Source organism: Arthrobacter sp. D1-17 (assembly GCF_054130535.1).
This window is the reverse complement of record NZ_CP096382.1, coordinates 2,699,502-2,714,776: the sequence shown is the minus strand read 5'-3', so window position 1 is coordinate 2,714,776 and position 15,275 is coordinate 2,699,502. Positions and strand designations below refer to the sequence as shown.

Here is a 15,275-nt window from a genome sequence, read left to right as displayed (position 1 = left end):
TCAGATTGGGCCCGCCGCTGCAATGTGACAGGCTCTTCATCAGACGAAAAACAAGTTCAACCAAACAACTAAGGAGCATTTGACGTGACTGAGCGTATTGTTCTGGCCTACTCCGGTGGCCTCGATACTTCCGTAGCCATCGGCTGGATCGGTGAAGCCACCGGCGCCGAGGTCATCGCCGTCGCGGTGGACGTCGGACAGGGCGGCGAATCACTGGAGACCATCCGCCAGCGCGCCCTGGGCTGCGGCGCCGTCGAGGCCTACGTGGCAGACGCCAGCGACGAGTTCGCCAACGAGTACTGCATGCCGACCCTGAAGGCCAACGCGCTGTACCAGGGCCACTACCCCCTGGTGTCCGCCATCTCCCGCCCGGTCATCGTTAAGCACCTGGTCAAGGCCGCCCGTGAATTCGGCGCCAGCACCGTGGCCCACGGCTGCACCGGCAAGGGCAATGACCAGGTCCGCTTCGAAGTCGGTATTCAGACCCTCGGCCCGGACCTGAAGTGCATCGCACCGGTCCGCGACCTCGCCCTGACCCGCGACAAGGCCATCGCCTTCGCCGAGGAAAAGGGACTGCCCATCGAGACGACCAAGAAGAACCCGTACTCGATTGACCAGAACGTCTGGGGACGCGCCGTCGAAACCGGCTACCTCGAGGACATCTGGAACGCCCCCACGAAGGACATCTACGACTACACGGCAGCGCCGGAATTCCCCCCGGCCCCGGATGAAGTCACCATCTCCTTCGAAGCGGGCATCCCCGTGGCGATCGACGGCGTGAAGGTCACCCCGCTGCAGGCCATCAAGGAACTGAACCGCCGCGCAGGCGCCCAGGGCGTAGGCCGGATCGACGTCGTCGAGGACCGCCTCGTGGGCATCAAGTCCCGCGAAATCTACGAGGCTCCCGGCGCCATGGCACTGATCACCGCGCACAAGCACCTCGAGGACATCACCATCGAGCGCGAACAGGCCCGCTTCAAGGCGACGGTCGGCCAGCGCTGGGCCGAACTGGTCTACGACGGCCAGTGGTTCTCCCCGCTTAAGCGCTCCCTCGACGCCTTCATCGAGGACACCCAGCGTTACGTCTCCGGGGACATCCGCATGGTCCTGCACGGTGGCCAGGCGATCGTCAACGGACGCCGCTCCGAGACCTCGCTGTACGACTTCGATCTCGCCACCTACGACACCGGTGACACCTTCGACCAGTCCATGGCCCGCGGGTTTATCGAGCTGTGGGGCATGTCTGCGAAGGTCGCCTCCGGTCGCGACATCCGCGTCGCAGGAAAGTAGCCCCTGTGGCTGAGCAGGAAATCACCAAATCGGCAGCCACGAACACCGGTGCACTGTGGGGCGGCCGGTTCGCCGGCGGCCCCGCGGACGCACTGGCAGCGTTGAGTAAGTCCACCCACTTCGACTGGCGGCTCGCCCGGTACGACATCGCCGGTTCCATGGCGCACGCCCGGGTGCTGCACAAGGCACAGCTGCTGGACGACACCGAGCTGGAAGGCATGCTGGCTGCCCTGAAGCGACTGGACGAGGACGTTGCCTCCGGCGCCTACCTGCCTGCGGAGTCCGACGAGGACGTTCATGGATCGCTGGAACGCGGCCTGATCGAGCGTGCCGGACCGCAGCTGGGCGGCAAGCTCCGTGCCGGACGCTCCCGAAACGACCAGGTGGCCACCCTTGGCCGCATGTTCCTGCGCGACCATGCGCGGATTATCGCGCGCGGTGTGCTGGCCACAATCGATGCACTTGTAGACCAGGCCAAAGCGCACCAGGGCGTGGCCATGCCCGGCCGCACCCACCTGCAGCACGCCCAGCCTGTCCTGCTCAGCCACCACCTGCTGGCCCATGCCTGGGCCCTGCTGCGCGATGTGCAGCGGCTCCAGGACTGGGACAAGCGGGCCGGTGTTTCGCCTTACGGTTCCGGCGCCCTCGCCGGATCCTCGCTGGGACTGGACCCGGAGGCGGTCGCGGCGGACCTGGGCTTTTTCTCCGCGGTCCACAACTCGATCGACGGCACCGCCTCCCGCGACGTCTTCGCCGAGTTCGCCTGGATCGCGGCCATGATCGGGGTTGACCTTTCGAGGGTCTCCGAGGAAGTCATCCTGTGGGCGACGAAGGAGTTCTCGTTCGTGACCCTGCACGATTCCTACTCCACCGGCTCTTCGATCATGCCGCAGAAAAAGAACCCGGATGTGGCCGAGCTGGCACGCGGCAAGGCAGGACGCCTGATCGGCGACCTGACCGGGCTGCTCGCGACACTCAAGGGCCTGCCGCTGGCGTACAACCGCGACCTGCAGGAGGACAAGGAACCGGTGTTCGACGCGGCAGACACGCTGGAGCTGCTGCTTCCCGCCGTGTCCGGCATGATCGCAACACTGAAGTTCAACGCCGAACGGATGGAAGCCCTGGCTCCGCAGGGCTTCGCGCTGGCCACCGACATCGCCGAATGGCTTGTCCGCCAGGGCGTTCCGTTCCGTGAGGCGCACGAGCTCTCCGGCGCCGCGGTGAAGCAGGCCGAAAGCCGCGGCGTCGAGCTGTGGGATTTGACGGACGAGGAGTATGCGGAGATTTCGGAGCATCTGACTCCCGACGTCCGCACCGTCCTGAGCACCGAGGGTTCCCTCAACAGCCGCAGCTCCCAGGGCGGCACCGCACCGGCCGCCGTCGAACGCCAGCTGGCGGCGCTGGAAGGCGAGCTTGCCGACGTCAGGGAGTACGCGGGCTAGTCAGCGCAACCGAGGTGGCATTTCGCAGCAGTGTTTTCCACGGAGACTGCCGCGAAGTGCCATCTCGCTGCGTTAAGCGGCAATCCCACTCCGCTACGATGGCGGCATGACCGCAATCACACCTGGCGCTGTGCGCGCCGAACTCCACAAGGCGGCCGACGTCGTTTCCTCCCTCACAGCGAAGCTCACCGACGCGGACGTCCCGGCGCCCTCCGCGCTGCCCGGCTGGAGCCGCGGGCACGTTCTGGCGCACATCGCCGCCATCTCAAACGCCATGGCCCGGCAAGTCGAGTTCGCGGCGCGCGGAGAAACTGTGGAATTGTACGACGGCGGCTATGACGGCCGTACGAAGGCCATCGAAATGAGCGCCGGACACTCCCTTGAACAACACCGGGCGGACCTCGCCGCAGCGCTGGAACGGGCGCTGCGCGCCTTCGATTCCGTGGACGCTTCACCGGCAGCTGCAGGCTGGCAGGCGCCCATCTCGTACCGCGGGGGAGTGGTGCTCGACGGCGGCCGCGCACTCTGGCGCGAACTCGTGATCCATGCCTCGGATCTCGGCACCGGCCGCGGTCCGGAGACGTGGAGCAGGCACTTCTGCGAGCACCTCTTCAACTTCCTGTCCGCGCGTGTGCCTGCAGACCAAAAGCTGGTGCTGCAGCCTTTGGGAATGCCTCCCGTGACGCTCGGCAGCGGCGGGCGCTCCACGGTTGTCAGTGGAATGGTCACGGACATCGCCGCGTGGCTCGCCGGGCGGGAACCTGCGCTCGGCAGCCTGCGCGCGTCGGCCGCCGCCGATGGCGTGGAGCTGCCGGAGCTGCTGCCGTGGCCTTCCGGGGTGCCCACGAGCTAGAGCGAGTTCAAGAGCCCGTATTGATTGACGACGTCGAGTCGCAGTCGGTGGCGCTGTTGATTCATGCGCTGTGTATCGCGCGTTTACGTGCGTAGGCGCGCGCGGCGCGGACTCGGTCCCCGCAACGGGTTGAGCACCATTGCCGTCGTGCGTGGGTGCGCAGGAAGAACCGCTCGCACGAGTCCGCTTCACAGGACGCGAGCATCGACGCTTGGTCGCCGCTGAGCAGCGAGGCAGCATCATCAGCGATGACGGCCATGACGTGCTCGACGACCTGTGTCACGGGATGCTCGGCGCAACGGGTGAACCCTGCCGCCGGCTCGAACCGTAACAGCTGCGCGCCGGGGGCACGGGTCAGCGCACGATTGACAGCGTGCACGGCCGTTGTCTTTGGGACGTCCCCAGTAGTGTGCGCCGTGAAAAGGTCGCGCAGATCTGCGCGCAACGCTGCGAGCCTGGCGCGGCAGTGCTCCTGCAGCACAGACTCTGATGCGATGAGATCGCGTGCCATTAGCCAAGCCGTCGCGGCCTCAGGGCTGCCCAGTTCGTCGTAACGTCTGCCTCCAGACAGTCCGTTTGAGGTGTTGACCAGCGCGAGGCAGGGATGCTCCTCGGCGCCTGGCGCGGCTGCTAGCAATGTATCTGACACGCTTCTCATGTTATCAGTTTCATTTAAACGTGAGGTAACTGCTAGGCTCCAATCACGCCAAAAAGCAAGTATTTCCATGAGGAGTTTGTATGCAGTTCGGACGACCATCGGGCGCGGCCCCATTCACGCTGTCCGTGCTCTCCGCGGGCGGCACCGGCGTCGGGATGACCGCAGAGGAAGGGCTGGCGGGCACGATCTCGCTGGCGCGGAAGGCGGATCAGCGGGGTTATCACCGGTTCTGGATGTCTGAGCACCATGCAATGGGGGCGACCTCAGTGTCCTCACCGCCGCTGATGGTCGCCCGCCTCATCGCCGAGACGACGCGCATCCGACTTGGTGCCGGCGGGGTAATGCTGCCTAACCACTCGCCGCTGCTGATCGCTGAGCAGTTCGGGATGCTGGAGGCTCTCGCGCGGGGCCGAATTGATCTTGGGCTGGGACGCGCCCCAGGCACTGATGGGGCGACTGCTGCGGCGCTGCGTCGGGGAGCTGATGCCAACGACGGATTCCCGCAGCAGGTGCTCGAGTTGCTCGGGTTCCTGGGCGACGAGTTCCCGCCCGGACACCCATACCGGAACGTCCACGCGGTGCCCGGGCCCTGGCAGGCAATGGAAAACCGGGTGTCGGCGCCTTCGACCGCTCCTGAGGTGTGGGTGCTGGGCTCCTCTCCGTACTCAGCACAGCTGGCCGGGCAGCTCGGCCGGCCGTATGCGTTCGCTTTGCAGTTCGGCGACGCTGACATCGACACGGCCATGCGTCTCTACCGTGAGAACTTCCAGCCCTCCAACGTGCTCGCCGAGCCGCACACCCTCGTCAGCGTGCCCGTGGCCATCAGCGAGGATCCGGTTCAGGCAAAACGGCAGGCGGCAACGTCGGCGATGGCGATGCTGCGCATGTTTAAAAGCGAAGGTTATCTGCTCCTGCCCCCGGACGAGGTTGAGGCGTATCCGGCGACAATACAGGAGCAGCAAATCCTGGACGCCTACACCAGCCGCAGTTTCCATGGCACCGCCGCTACTGTCGCTAGCCGCCTCGAAGCCCTGCACGAGCGGACCGGTGTCGATGAGGTGATGCTCGTTGTCGGCGGGCACTCGGCAACCCTCGACCAGCATGGGATCACCCTGCTTGCCGATCACTACGCACTGCCCTATCTGGAGGCGCCGCTTCCGGCAGCCGCGCAGTAGCGCACATTCCAACACACGTTCACAACGCCCACTAAAGGAGAACCCCATGACCACACCTCGCCGAGCCCTGATCGTCATTGACGCCCAACAGGAATACTTCGACGGGCTGCTCCCGATTCAATACCCGGCCCGGGATGAGTCCATCACCAGGATCAAGACCGCGATCGACACCGCCCACCAAACTGGAACTCCAGTGGTGCTGGTCCAGCACGAACTCCCGGCAGAGGTCCCGGTGTTCGCCTCCGGATCGGCGACCTGGCAGAACCACCCCGAAGTAGCCGCCCACGAGAACGTAGCAGCCAAGCGCATCAGCAAGCAGTTCTCCAGCATCTTCGCAGACACGGGCCTCGAAGCCTGGCTGCGTGAACAAGGCATCGACACGATTACCCTCGTTGGGTACATGACAAACAACTGCGTGCTCGCCTCCGCTGCAGCCGCCGAGCCCCTCGGCTTCGCCGTCGAAGTCCTCGCAGACGCGACCGGAGCAATCGACCTCTCCAACGAGGCCGGCACCGCGGCAGCACGCCAGGTCCACGAGACCCTCATGGCGCTGCTGCATTCGAACTGGGCCGCCGTCATGGATACCGCGACATGGATCACTGCGCTGCATACGGGAGCACCGTTGACCAAGAGCGACCTCATCACCTCCGCCGCGCAAGGCCGCAGCATTCGGTAGAAACGGGTTGGGGGATCAAGGAGAGCGGTCTGGCTCAACCGGCCGCCAGCACCTGCTTTTCCCGGGCCAGCAGGCTTTCCTTAATCCGCAGTCCCCACCGGAAGCCGCCGGGGGAGCCGTCGGTGCGGACCACCCGGTGGCACGGAACGAACAGCGCTGCGGCGTTCAACGCGCACGCGCTGGCCGCCGCCCGCACCGCCTTGGAGTTTCCGGCAAGCGCCGCATATTCCGTGTAGGTCACCGGGGCCCCCGGCCTGACCGTGCGCAGCACCTCCCACGCGTGCGCCCGGAAGGGGCCCGACCTCTGGAGCACCGGAACGCTCATGGCCGGGGCAGGGTTTCCGGCGTAGAAGGCTTCCACCGCAGAGGAGATGGCACCGAGGTCCTCAACGCTCTCATAGGCGGCAGGCAGCAGTGCCGGGTGGATCTGTCCGGTGAGTTCACCGACATCGGCAGTCCAGCCCGAAGCCAGCACCACGCCGTCCCGGGCGATGACCGTAAACGGCCCGTCCGGAGTGGCCATCGTCAGCCGCTGCGCAGTGCCGGCCGTCTCCGTATGCTCCACAGTCATTCCATTGCCTCTAAAATCCCGGCGTGTGATGTCGTCCTGGCTTGTCATGTCATCGCCTTGCCTCAGTGGTCGTGGTGGTCTTCGGAGCGCGGGCCACGTCCGGGGCGGCCGCGGCGCGCCAGAGGTGCATGGTGGCGTAGGAGCGCCACGGGCTCACGCCGTCGAAATCGGGAGACCTACTGATATCAGGAGAGCCGCCGAATACAGGGGCTGGGGCAGGACCTCCACCCTTGTCCGCACGATGGCTGACAGCACCCCCTGAGGTGAGGTTCCGGATGCCGTTGCGGACCGCGGCGTCATTGGCCAGGAAAATGTCCGGAGCGCCAATGACACGCATCGCCACGTATCCCACGGTCCAGGGGCCGATGCCGGCCAGCGGAAGGAGCTTGGAACGAAGCCCCGGCAGGTCATCACCGTAACCCAACTCAAGCTCCCTGGCGGCCAGGGCAGCGGAAGCGGCCACGAGCGCATCGGTTCTGCGCTGCGGCCCGCGCAGCAGTTCCCGCCCGTTCTCCGCAATTTGCTCCGGCGTGGGGAACAGCCTGTTGAGTCCTTCGCCCGGGACCACGCTGGGGCTGCCCGCCGCCGCCAACCGGGTGAGCGCCGTCCGGGCTGCGCCCACGGTAATCTGCTGTCCCACCATGGCCCGGATCAGGAGCTCGTGCGGGTCCAATGCGCCTGGCATCCGGATTCCGGGGGCTTCAGCCACGGAATCCGAAAGCCGCGGGTCAGCCGAAAGTGCCTCGTCGATCGCGACGGGGTCGGCATCGAGGTCCAAAAGCCGGCGGACCCTGCTGAGGAGCGCAGGCAGATCCCTCAGGTCCGCCGCGCCGATAGTGAGTACCAGGGGCCGTCCCCGGGTGCCGCCATCGTCCCCTGCAGTCTTGTATTCCGCAGTCTTGTATTCCGCAGTGTTGTTGGCGGCTGTGTTGTATTCCACTGTGAACCGGGCATGGCCGTGCGGCAGCCGGAGGGTCCTGGCGTAGGAGGTGGCTGTTCCGGACTCGATTCCCGGGATGGCCCGGACAGCAAGGAAGCTGAAAATGCCCGGATCGAAGGGCTCGCGGTAGGGGAGATTCAAGGTGAGGGCCGTGCTGGTTGCCGGTGCCGGATGACGGTGTGCGGTGGCACGCAGCGCGGTAGGCGTCATGGCGAACACCTCGCCCATGGTTTCGTTGAACTGGCGCACGCTGCTGAATCCGGCGGCAAACGCGACGTCTGCAAATTTCATGGACGTGGACACGAGCAGCGTCCGCGCGGTCTGGGCCCTGCCCGCCCGGGCGAGGGAGAGCGGGCCGGCGCCGAGCTCCTGGGTGAGGATCCTGTTCAGCTGCCGGGACGAGTACCCCAGCCGTGCGGCCAGCCCTTCCACGCCGTCGCGGTTGATAACGCCGTCGTTGATGAGACGCATGGCCCGTCCGGCAATATCGGAACGTAGGTTCCAGGCCGGCGTGCCCGGCACAGCTTCGGGGAGGCAGCGCTTGCAGGCGCGGTAGCCCGCGTCATGGGCGGCAGCGGAGGTCTCATAGAAGGTGACGTTGTCGGCCTTCGGCGTCCTCGCCGGGCAGGAAGGCCTGCAGTAGATGCCCGTGCTCCGCACCGCCGTATAGAACTGCCCGTCGAAACGGGTGTCCCGTGCGTCGATGGCACGATAGCGCTGCCAGAAGTCCATGTGTCCATCCTGCCAGTCTGGGGAAGGGGCAGCTAGCGGAAATCGGACATGGCCGTTGGGCGGCCTGTCGGTAAAGTCGGAGCATGCATAACGAGCTCCAGCGGAACGAGGTGCGGGAATTCCTGTCGGGGGATGCACGGGAAGTGGCGCCCCTGCTTCTTGGGGCCGTCCTCACCCACCACAGCCCGGAGGGATCCGTGTCCGTGCGGATCACCGAGTTGGAGGCCTACATGGGGCCCGGCGATTCCCTGCATCCGGACCCCGGTTCCCATACCTTCCGCGGCCCCACCGGCCGCAATGCGCCGATGTTCGGCCCCGCCGGCCATCTCTACGTCTACTTCACGTACGGAATGCACTACTGCGCCAACCTCGTCTGCGGACCGGACGGCCACGCGTCCGCCGTGCTGCTGCGCGCGGGCGAGGTGGTGGACGGGTTGCCGCTGGCGGCGGCGAGGCGGCCGACGTCCAAAGCGTCCAAGGACCTTGCCAGCGGACCCGCCCGCTTGGCCACTGCACTGGGACTGACGACGGCGGACAGCGGCAGGGATGCGCTCATCCACCCGTTCGGACTGGAGCTGCCTGCTGTCCCGGCCGGAGACGTCAGCTCAGGACCACGGGTGGGTGTGGCAGGGCACGGGGGATCCCACGACTACCCGTGGCGGTTCTGGCTCACAGGTGACCCCACAGTCTCCCGATACAAGGCCGCGAAGGTGCGTGCCGCGCGAACCTGACCCCTGCGGTCCGTGATGCTCCCGGCTGCCAGTGCCAGCGGGCGGAATGGCACGCTGACAGCCCCGGAAATACCGGGAAGGCAAGGACGCGTTCGTAAAAATGGTTGTAGAATGGACGGTCTGTCTTTTGCGATAGGGGAACGTTAATGCTCGATGCCGAATTGGCCCACGAACGGGACTATGTTGCCGGCCTGTATGCACGGCTTGATGAGCTGCGCGCGGAAAAGCGCGCCCAGTTGGCGCAGGTGCGCCGTGCCGGAGCGGTGGGCACTATGCAGAACGTTTCTGAACGCGACGCCTTCGCCGCACTGTACGAGGACCGCCTGGCGCAGCTTGACGCCGTCGATGACCGGCTGGTGTTCGGCCGGCTGGACCTGGACTCGGGTGAAGCGCAGTACATCGGCCGCATCGGCCTCACCACCGATGACCTGCAGCGGCTCATGGTGGACTGGCGCGCCCCTGAGGCCGGCCACTTCTACCAGGCCACGGCCTTTGACCGCCAGGGTGTGCGCAGGCGCAGGCACCTGATCCTGCAGGGCCGTGAGGTCAAGGCCATTGAAGACGACGTCCTCGACCCCGACATGCTCACGGACAGCAATTCGCTGCAGGGGGAGGGTGCCCTGCTCGCTGCCCTGAACTCCAAGCGGACCGGCCGAATGTCCGACATCGTGGGCACCATCCAGTCGGAACAGGACCGGATCATCCGCTCCTCCATTTCAGGCGCGCTCGTGGTCCAGGGCGGCCCCGGAACCGGAAAGACTGCCGTAGCGCTGCACCGCGCCGCGTACCTTCTCTATACGCACCGGGACAGGCTTAAGACGGCCGGTGTGCTGCTCGTGGGTCCGTCGTCGTCCTTCATGAAGTACATCGAGCGCGTCCTGCCGTCGCTCGGTGAAACCGGCGTGGTTATGGCGAGCCTTGGCCGGCTGATGCCCGGCATCAATGCCGTGCCTGAGCAGGAAGCGGAGGTGGCGGCCATCAAGGGGCGGCTGGACATGGCGGACGTCATCGCCAACGCCGTTGCGAACAGGCAGCGTCTTCCTGCGGAAAACCGCATCCTCGAAGTGGACGGCCGCAAGCTAACCCTTACGCCGCGGCAGGTCCGCCGTGCCCGTGAACGCGCCCGTTCCACCGGCAAGCCGCACAACGAGGCCCGACTCACGTTCGTGAAGATCCTTCTGCGCGAGCTGACCGAGCAGCTGACTGAAATGGTTGAAGCGGGCAACCTCGGTAACAACGCCGATAGGTCCTACCTGGCTGAGGATGTCCGTTCCGCCCGGGACGTCCGCATCGCGCTCAACCTCTGCTGGATGCCGATGACGCCGGAAAAGCTCGTCAGTGAACTGCTGAGCAAGCCAGCCATCCTGGAAGCCTGCACTCCGCGTCTGACTCCCCGGGAGCGCCAGCTCCTGCTCCGTGCCCCCGACGCTCCCTGGACCGAGGCGGATGTTCCGCTCCTGGATGAGGCAGCCGAGCTGCTCGGTGAACTCGACCCCGCAGCGGGCAGGGGCCTCGCCCAGCAGGAACACGACCGCGCCCGCGACCTGGCCAACGCCCGCCAGACACTTGTCAACATGGAGACTGCCGGCGTCGATGTCCTCATGTCGGCCGAGGAGCTCGTGGAGCAGAACCGGGAGCGCGAGGCACGCCTGACCGCCGCGGAGCGGGCCACCAGCGACCGCACCTGGGCATTCGGCCACATCGTGGTGGATGAAGCGCAGGAGCTCTCGCCCATGCAATGGCGCCTCCTCGTCCGCCGCTGCCCGCTGAAGTCGTTCACCATCGTGGGGGACATCGCCCAGACCAGTTCGGTCGCCGGAGCCAAGTCGTGGCAGGGCGCGCTTGCGCCGATGTTCGGCAAGCGCTGGCAGATGGAGGAACTCACCGTCAACTACCGCACGCCGTCGCAGATTGCTGAAGCCGCTGCCCGGATGGCCAACGCTGCCGGGCTCGTGGTGTCCGCTCCGAAGGCAGTCCGCGAGGGCAGCTGGGAACCCATCATCGACCGGGTCGCGCCTGGCGGGATCGTTAGCCGCCTGGTGGAGGTGCTCCCGGAAGAGCTGGACGCGATCGACGGCGGCCTGCTCGCCGTGATTGCCGACGGTGACCTCCTGCCGGAGGCCACGTCTGCGCTGCGCGCCGTCTACGGGCGCCGTATCGGGACCGGTGCCGGCAGCTACGAACAGGACGTCGTGGTGATCAGCCCGAGGGAAGCCAAGGGGCTCGAGTTCGACGCCGTGGTGGTCCTTGAGCCGGCCGCCATGCTCAACCATGAGCACGGCCGGGTGGGAGACCTCTATGTCGCCATGACCAGGCCCACCCAGAGGCTGCGCCTTATCGCCGCAGCAGAAGTCCCGCCAGGCATCGAGCGCTAGGAGCCCCGGAGCTCGTCCCCACGGTCCGGTCAGGGGCGTCTGGCCCGCAGCGCTCCTGACCGCCGATACTGCTACCTTAGAAAGCGTGTCACACGTAAACGACCTAGAATCCCAGCAGAACGACCCCAGCTTCGCCAACATCTGGCAGGAGCTCAAATGGCGCGGCCTTGTCCACGTATCCACCGACGAGGTGGAACTGGAGAAACTGCTCGCCGGAGACCCGGTCACGTACTATTGCGGATTCGACCCGACGGCTCCCAGCCTGCACCTGGGGAACCTGGTCCAGCTCCTCCTCATGAGGCGCCTGCAGCTGGCCGGGCACAAGCCGTTGGGCCTCGTTGGCGGCTCCACTGGCCTCATCGGTGACCCAAGGCCTACGGCCGAACGCACCCTGAACACGAAGGACACTGTCACCGAGTGGGTTGGCTACCTGCAGGCACAGGTCCGCAGGTTCCTCAGCTTCGAAGGTGCCAATGCCGCCCGCATGGTCAACAACCTCGACTGGACCGCGCCGCTTTCCGCCATCGACTTCCTGCGTGAGGTGGGTAAGCACTTCCGTGTAGGCACGATGCTGCGCAAGGATGCAGTGGCGTCCCGCCTCAACTCCGAAGAGGGCATCAGCTACACCGAGTTCAGCTACCAGATCCTGCAGGGCATGGACTACCTGCAGCTGTACCGGGACTACGGCTGCGTGCTGCAGACGGGCGGTTCGGACCAGTGGGGCAACCTGACCAGCGGCACCGAACTCATCCGCAAGGTGGAGGGCAAGAGCGTCCACGCCCTGGGGACTCCGCTCATCACCAACGCGGACGGCTCGAAGTTTGGCAAGAGCGAAGGCAACGCCATCTGGCTGGATCCGGCCATGTGCAGCCCATACGCGTTTTACCAGTTCTGGCTGAACACGGCGGATGCCGATGTCGTGCCCCGGCTGAAGGTCTTCACCTTCCTGGGCCGTTCCGAGATTGAGGCGCTGGCAGAAGCAGTTGCTGAGCGTCCGTTCGCTCGCGAGGGTCAGCGGAAGCTGGCCTACGAAGTGACTTCGCTGGTTCACGGTGTCGATGCCACCGAGAAGGTAATTGCGGCATCGGCTGCGGTGTTCGGCAACGGTGACCTGTCCCTGCTTGACGAGCCGACGCTCGCTGCCGCCACCTCGGAGCTGCCCTCAACTTCCGTGGACGGGGCCGGCCTTGGAATCATCGACCTGCTTGTCGCCTCGGGCCTGTCGGAGAGCAAGTCGGCGGCACGCCGGGTGGTCGGCGAAGGCGGTGCCTACGTCAACAATGCGAAAGTGTCTGACCCGGATGCCGTTATCCCCGTATCAGAGCTGCTGCACGGAAAATACCTGCTGCTGCGCCGGGGCAAAAAGAACCTCGCCACCGTCCAGGTGTCGGGCATCTAACACCCCGTCAACTACCTTCTGCACGCTCCCCCGGGCCGATTTGCGCGGGCCCGGGGGAGCGTGTATTGTTTTCTGAGTCGCCGCCGCTGAGCGGTGAACAAACCCCCTTAATCTGAGAAGCAATTTTTCGCGTGCAAAAGCATGAAAAGAAGAAAAGCTTCTCTTCGCTATGGGCGGAATCGGCTTCACGGGGTGAATATCGGGAAAACAACCGGGATTTGCAAAGTGAAAATGAATGAAATAAGCTGTAAACATCGCAGCGAAGAAATGCAAGGCGAATATAATTTACAAATTAAAATGTAGATTGCCGAGCGAAGTATTCGAATGTGTCTGTTGTTTGAGAACTCAATAGTGTGCCAAGTTTGTTGATACCGATTTTTTATTAAATTGGTTGAATTGCCGGGCTGCGCCTGCCCCTGTGGGTGTGGTCTGGTGTTTTGGCTGGTTTCAAATTTTGTGCAGCCTTCGTTCCTGTTATTTCCGGGGGTGTTGGTTGTGTCTGTTTTACTTCAACGGAGAGTTTGATCCTGGCTCAGGATGAACGCTGGCGGCGTGCTTAACACATGCAAGTCGAACGATGATCCGGTGCTTGCACCGGGGATTAGTGGCGAACGGGTGAGTAACACGTGAGTAACCTGCCCTTGACTCTGGGATAAGCCTGGGAAACTGGGTCTAATACCGGATATGACTCCTCATCGCATGGTGGGGGGTGGAAAGCTTTTGTGGTTTTGGATGGACTCGCGGCCTATCAGCTTGTTGGTGAGGTAATGGCTCACCAAGGCGACGACGGGTAGCCGGCCTGAGAGGGTGACCGGCCACACTGGGACTGAGACACGGCCCAGACTCCTACGGGAGGCAGCAGTGGGGAATATTGCACAATGGGCGCAAGCCTGATGCAGCGACGCCGCGTGAGGGATGACGGCCTTCGGGTTGTAAACCTCTTTCAGTAGGGAAGAAGCGAAAGTGACGGTACCTGCAGAAGAAGCGCCGGCTAACTACGTGCCAGCAGCCGCGGTAATACGTAGGGCGCAAGCGTTATCCGGAATTATTGGGCGTAAAGAGCTCGTAGGCGGTTTGTCGCGTCTGCCGTGAAAGTCCGGGGCTCAACTCCGGATCTGCGGTGGGTACGGGCAGGCTAGAGTGATGTAGGGGAGACTGGAATTCCTGGTGTAGCGGTGAAATGCGCAGATATCAGGAGGAACACCGATGGCGAAGGCAGGTCTCTGGGCATTAACTGACGCTGAGGAGCGAAAGCATGGGGAGCGAACAGGATTAGATACCCTGGTAGTCCATGCCGTAAACGTTGGGCACTAGGTGTGGGGGACATTCCACGTTTTCCGCGCCGTAGCTAACGCATTAAGTGCCCCGCCTGGGGAGTACGGCCGCAAGGCTAAAACTCAAAGGAATTGACGGGGGCCCGCACAAGCGGCGGAGCATGCGGATTAATTCGATGCAACGCGAAGAACCTTACCAAGGCTTGACATGGACCGGACCGCCGCAGAGATGTGGTTTCTCCTTTTGGGGCCGGTTCACAGGTGGTGCATGGTTGTCGTCAGCTCGTGTCGTGAGATGTTGGGTTAAGTCCCGCAACGAGCGCAACCCTCGTTCCATGTTGCCAGCGCGTTATGGCGGGGACTCATGGGAGACTGCCGGGGTCAACTCGGAGGAAGGTGGGGACGACGTCAAATCATCATGCCCCTTATGTCTTGGGCTTCACGCATGCTACAATGGCCGGTACAAAGGGTTGCGATACTGTGAGGTGGAGCTAATCCCAAAAAGCCGGTCTCAGTTCGGATTGGGGTCTGCAACTCGACCCCATGAAGTCGGAGTCGCTAGTAATCGCAGATCAGCAACGCTGCGGTGAATACGTTCCCGGGCCTTGTACACACCGCCCGTCAAGTCACGAAAGTTGGTAACACCCGAAGCCGGTGGCCTAACCCCTTGTGGGAGGGAGCCGTCGAAGGTGGGACTGGCGATTGGGACTAAGTCGTAACAAGGTAGCCGTACCGGAAGGTGCGGCTGGATCACCTCCTTTCTAAGGAGCACCTACGGATTCGTGCCGGCGTGTAGGCGCCGGTGGCGGGTTTGTCAGGAGTAAAGGCCCGTTGCGCAGGCGATCGTTCTGCGGCGGGTGCTCATGGGTGGAATATCAATGAATAGCGGCCGCTTGGTTCTTTTCTTCGTCTGGTACGGATGCTTTTGGGTGTCCTGGAACGGCGGGGCGGGGGAGTGGGTGGTTTCGTGTTTGGCACACTGTTGGGTCCTGAGGCAACAGGGCCGGGGTTTTTCGTGGTGGCGTGTCCTTTGGGGCGGGTGGCTGCGGGGGGTTCCGGGGTTTGTTTGTTTCTGGTTTCCTGGCTGCACCGATCGCACGGTTTGTTCTCCCTTTGGGGGGTGTGTGGGGTGTGTGGTTTGGGGTTGTTGTTTGAGAAC

The 15,275-nt window shown here is 64.4% G+C and carries 11 protein-coding genes and 1 rRNA gene; 9 read left to right on the top strand and 3 right to left on the bottom strand.

The window, feature by feature from the left end; genetic code table 11:
- Positions 1-84 precede the first annotated feature (84 nt).
- From M1E01_RS12605 to M1E01_RS12595, 3 genes are all read left to right on the top strand, one after another.
- Complete coding sequence (locus M1E01_RS12605; RefSeq protein WP_457971924.1) at positions 85-1,290, top strand: argininosuccinate synthase; 1,206 nt, start codon at positions 85-87, stop codon at positions 1,288-1,290.
- Between the two features lie 5 nt (positions 1,291-1,295).
- A complete protein-coding gene (gene argH, locus M1E01_RS12600) occupies positions 1,296-2,732 on the top strand; it encodes an argininosuccinate lyase (RefSeq protein ID WP_457971923.1) in 1,437 nt (478 codons plus the stop codon).
- A gap of 106 nt (positions 2,733-2,838) precedes the next feature.
- Positions 2,839-3,585: a maleylpyruvate isomerase family mycothiol-dependent enzyme gene (locus M1E01_RS12595; RefSeq protein ID WP_457971922.1), complete on the top strand. Its 747-nt coding sequence runs from the start codon at positions 2,839-2,841 to the stop codon at positions 3,583-3,585.
- A gap of 61 nt (positions 3,586-3,646) precedes the next feature.
- Here M1E01_RS12595 and M1E01_RS12590 read toward each other — a convergent pair whose 3' ends face one another.
- Entirely contained in the window at positions 3,647-4,243 is a 597-nt protein-coding gene (locus tag M1E01_RS12590; RefSeq protein ID WP_457971921.1) for a CGNR zinc finger domain-containing protein, read from the bottom strand.
- Positions 4,244-4,323: 80 nt separating this feature from the next.
- On the opposite strand from M1E01_RS12590, the gene M1E01_RS12585 reads away from it, so the two are divergent.
- On the top strand, positions 4,324-5,418 hold the full coding sequence (locus tag M1E01_RS12585) for an LLM class flavin-dependent oxidoreductase (protein WP_457971920.1): 1,095 nt from the start codon (positions 4,324-4,326) through the stop codon (positions 5,416-5,418).
- Positions 5,419-5,464: 46 nt separating this feature from the next.
- Positions 5,465-6,094: a cysteine hydrolase family protein gene (locus M1E01_RS12580; protein WP_457971919.1), complete on the top strand. Its 630-nt coding sequence runs from the start codon at positions 5,465-5,467 to the stop codon at positions 6,092-6,094.
- Between the two features lie 34 nt (positions 6,095-6,128).
- On the opposite strand, the gene M1E01_RS12575 is transcribed toward M1E01_RS12580, so the two are convergent.
- Positions 6,129-6,665, bottom strand: coding sequence for a methylated-DNA--[protein]-cysteine S-methyltransferase (locus tag M1E01_RS12575; RefSeq protein WP_457974958.1), 537 nt, complete (start codon positions 6,663-6,665; stop codon positions 6,129-6,131).
- Between the two features lie 49 nt (positions 6,666-6,714).
- Positions 6,715-8,337 (bottom strand): DNA-3-methyladenine glycosylase 2 family protein, encoded by a 1,623-nt coding sequence (locus tag M1E01_RS12570; protein ID WP_457971918.1) that lies wholly within the window; start codon positions 8,335-8,337, stop codon positions 6,715-6,717.
- Positions 8,338-8,420: 83 nt separating this feature from the next.
- Between M1E01_RS12570 and M1E01_RS12565 the strand changes: the two genes are divergently transcribed.
- The 4 genes from M1E01_RS12565 (at position 8,421) to M1E01_RS12550 (ending at position 14,877) form a co-directional block, all read left to right on the top strand.
- Positions 8,421-9,068, top strand: a complete 648-nt coding sequence (locus tag M1E01_RS12565) for a DNA-3-methyladenine glycosylase (protein ID WP_457971917.1) — start codon at positions 8,421-8,423, stop codon at positions 9,066-9,068.
- A gap of 146 nt (positions 9,069-9,214) precedes the next feature.
- A complete protein-coding gene (locus tag M1E01_RS12560; protein ID WP_457971916.1) occupies positions 9,215-11,443 on the top strand; it encodes a HelD family protein in 2,229 nt (742 codons plus the stop codon).
- A gap of 85 nt (positions 11,444-11,528) precedes the next feature.
- On the top strand, positions 11,529-12,842 hold the full coding sequence (tyrS, locus tag M1E01_RS12555; RefSeq protein WP_457971915.1) for a tyrosine--tRNA ligase: 1,314 nt from the start codon (positions 11,529-11,531) through the stop codon (positions 12,840-12,842).
- 509 nt (positions 12,843-13,351) lie between these two features.
- Positions 13,352-14,877, top strand: a 16S ribosomal RNA gene (locus M1E01_RS12550).
- Positions 14,878-15,275 lie beyond the last annotated feature (398 nt).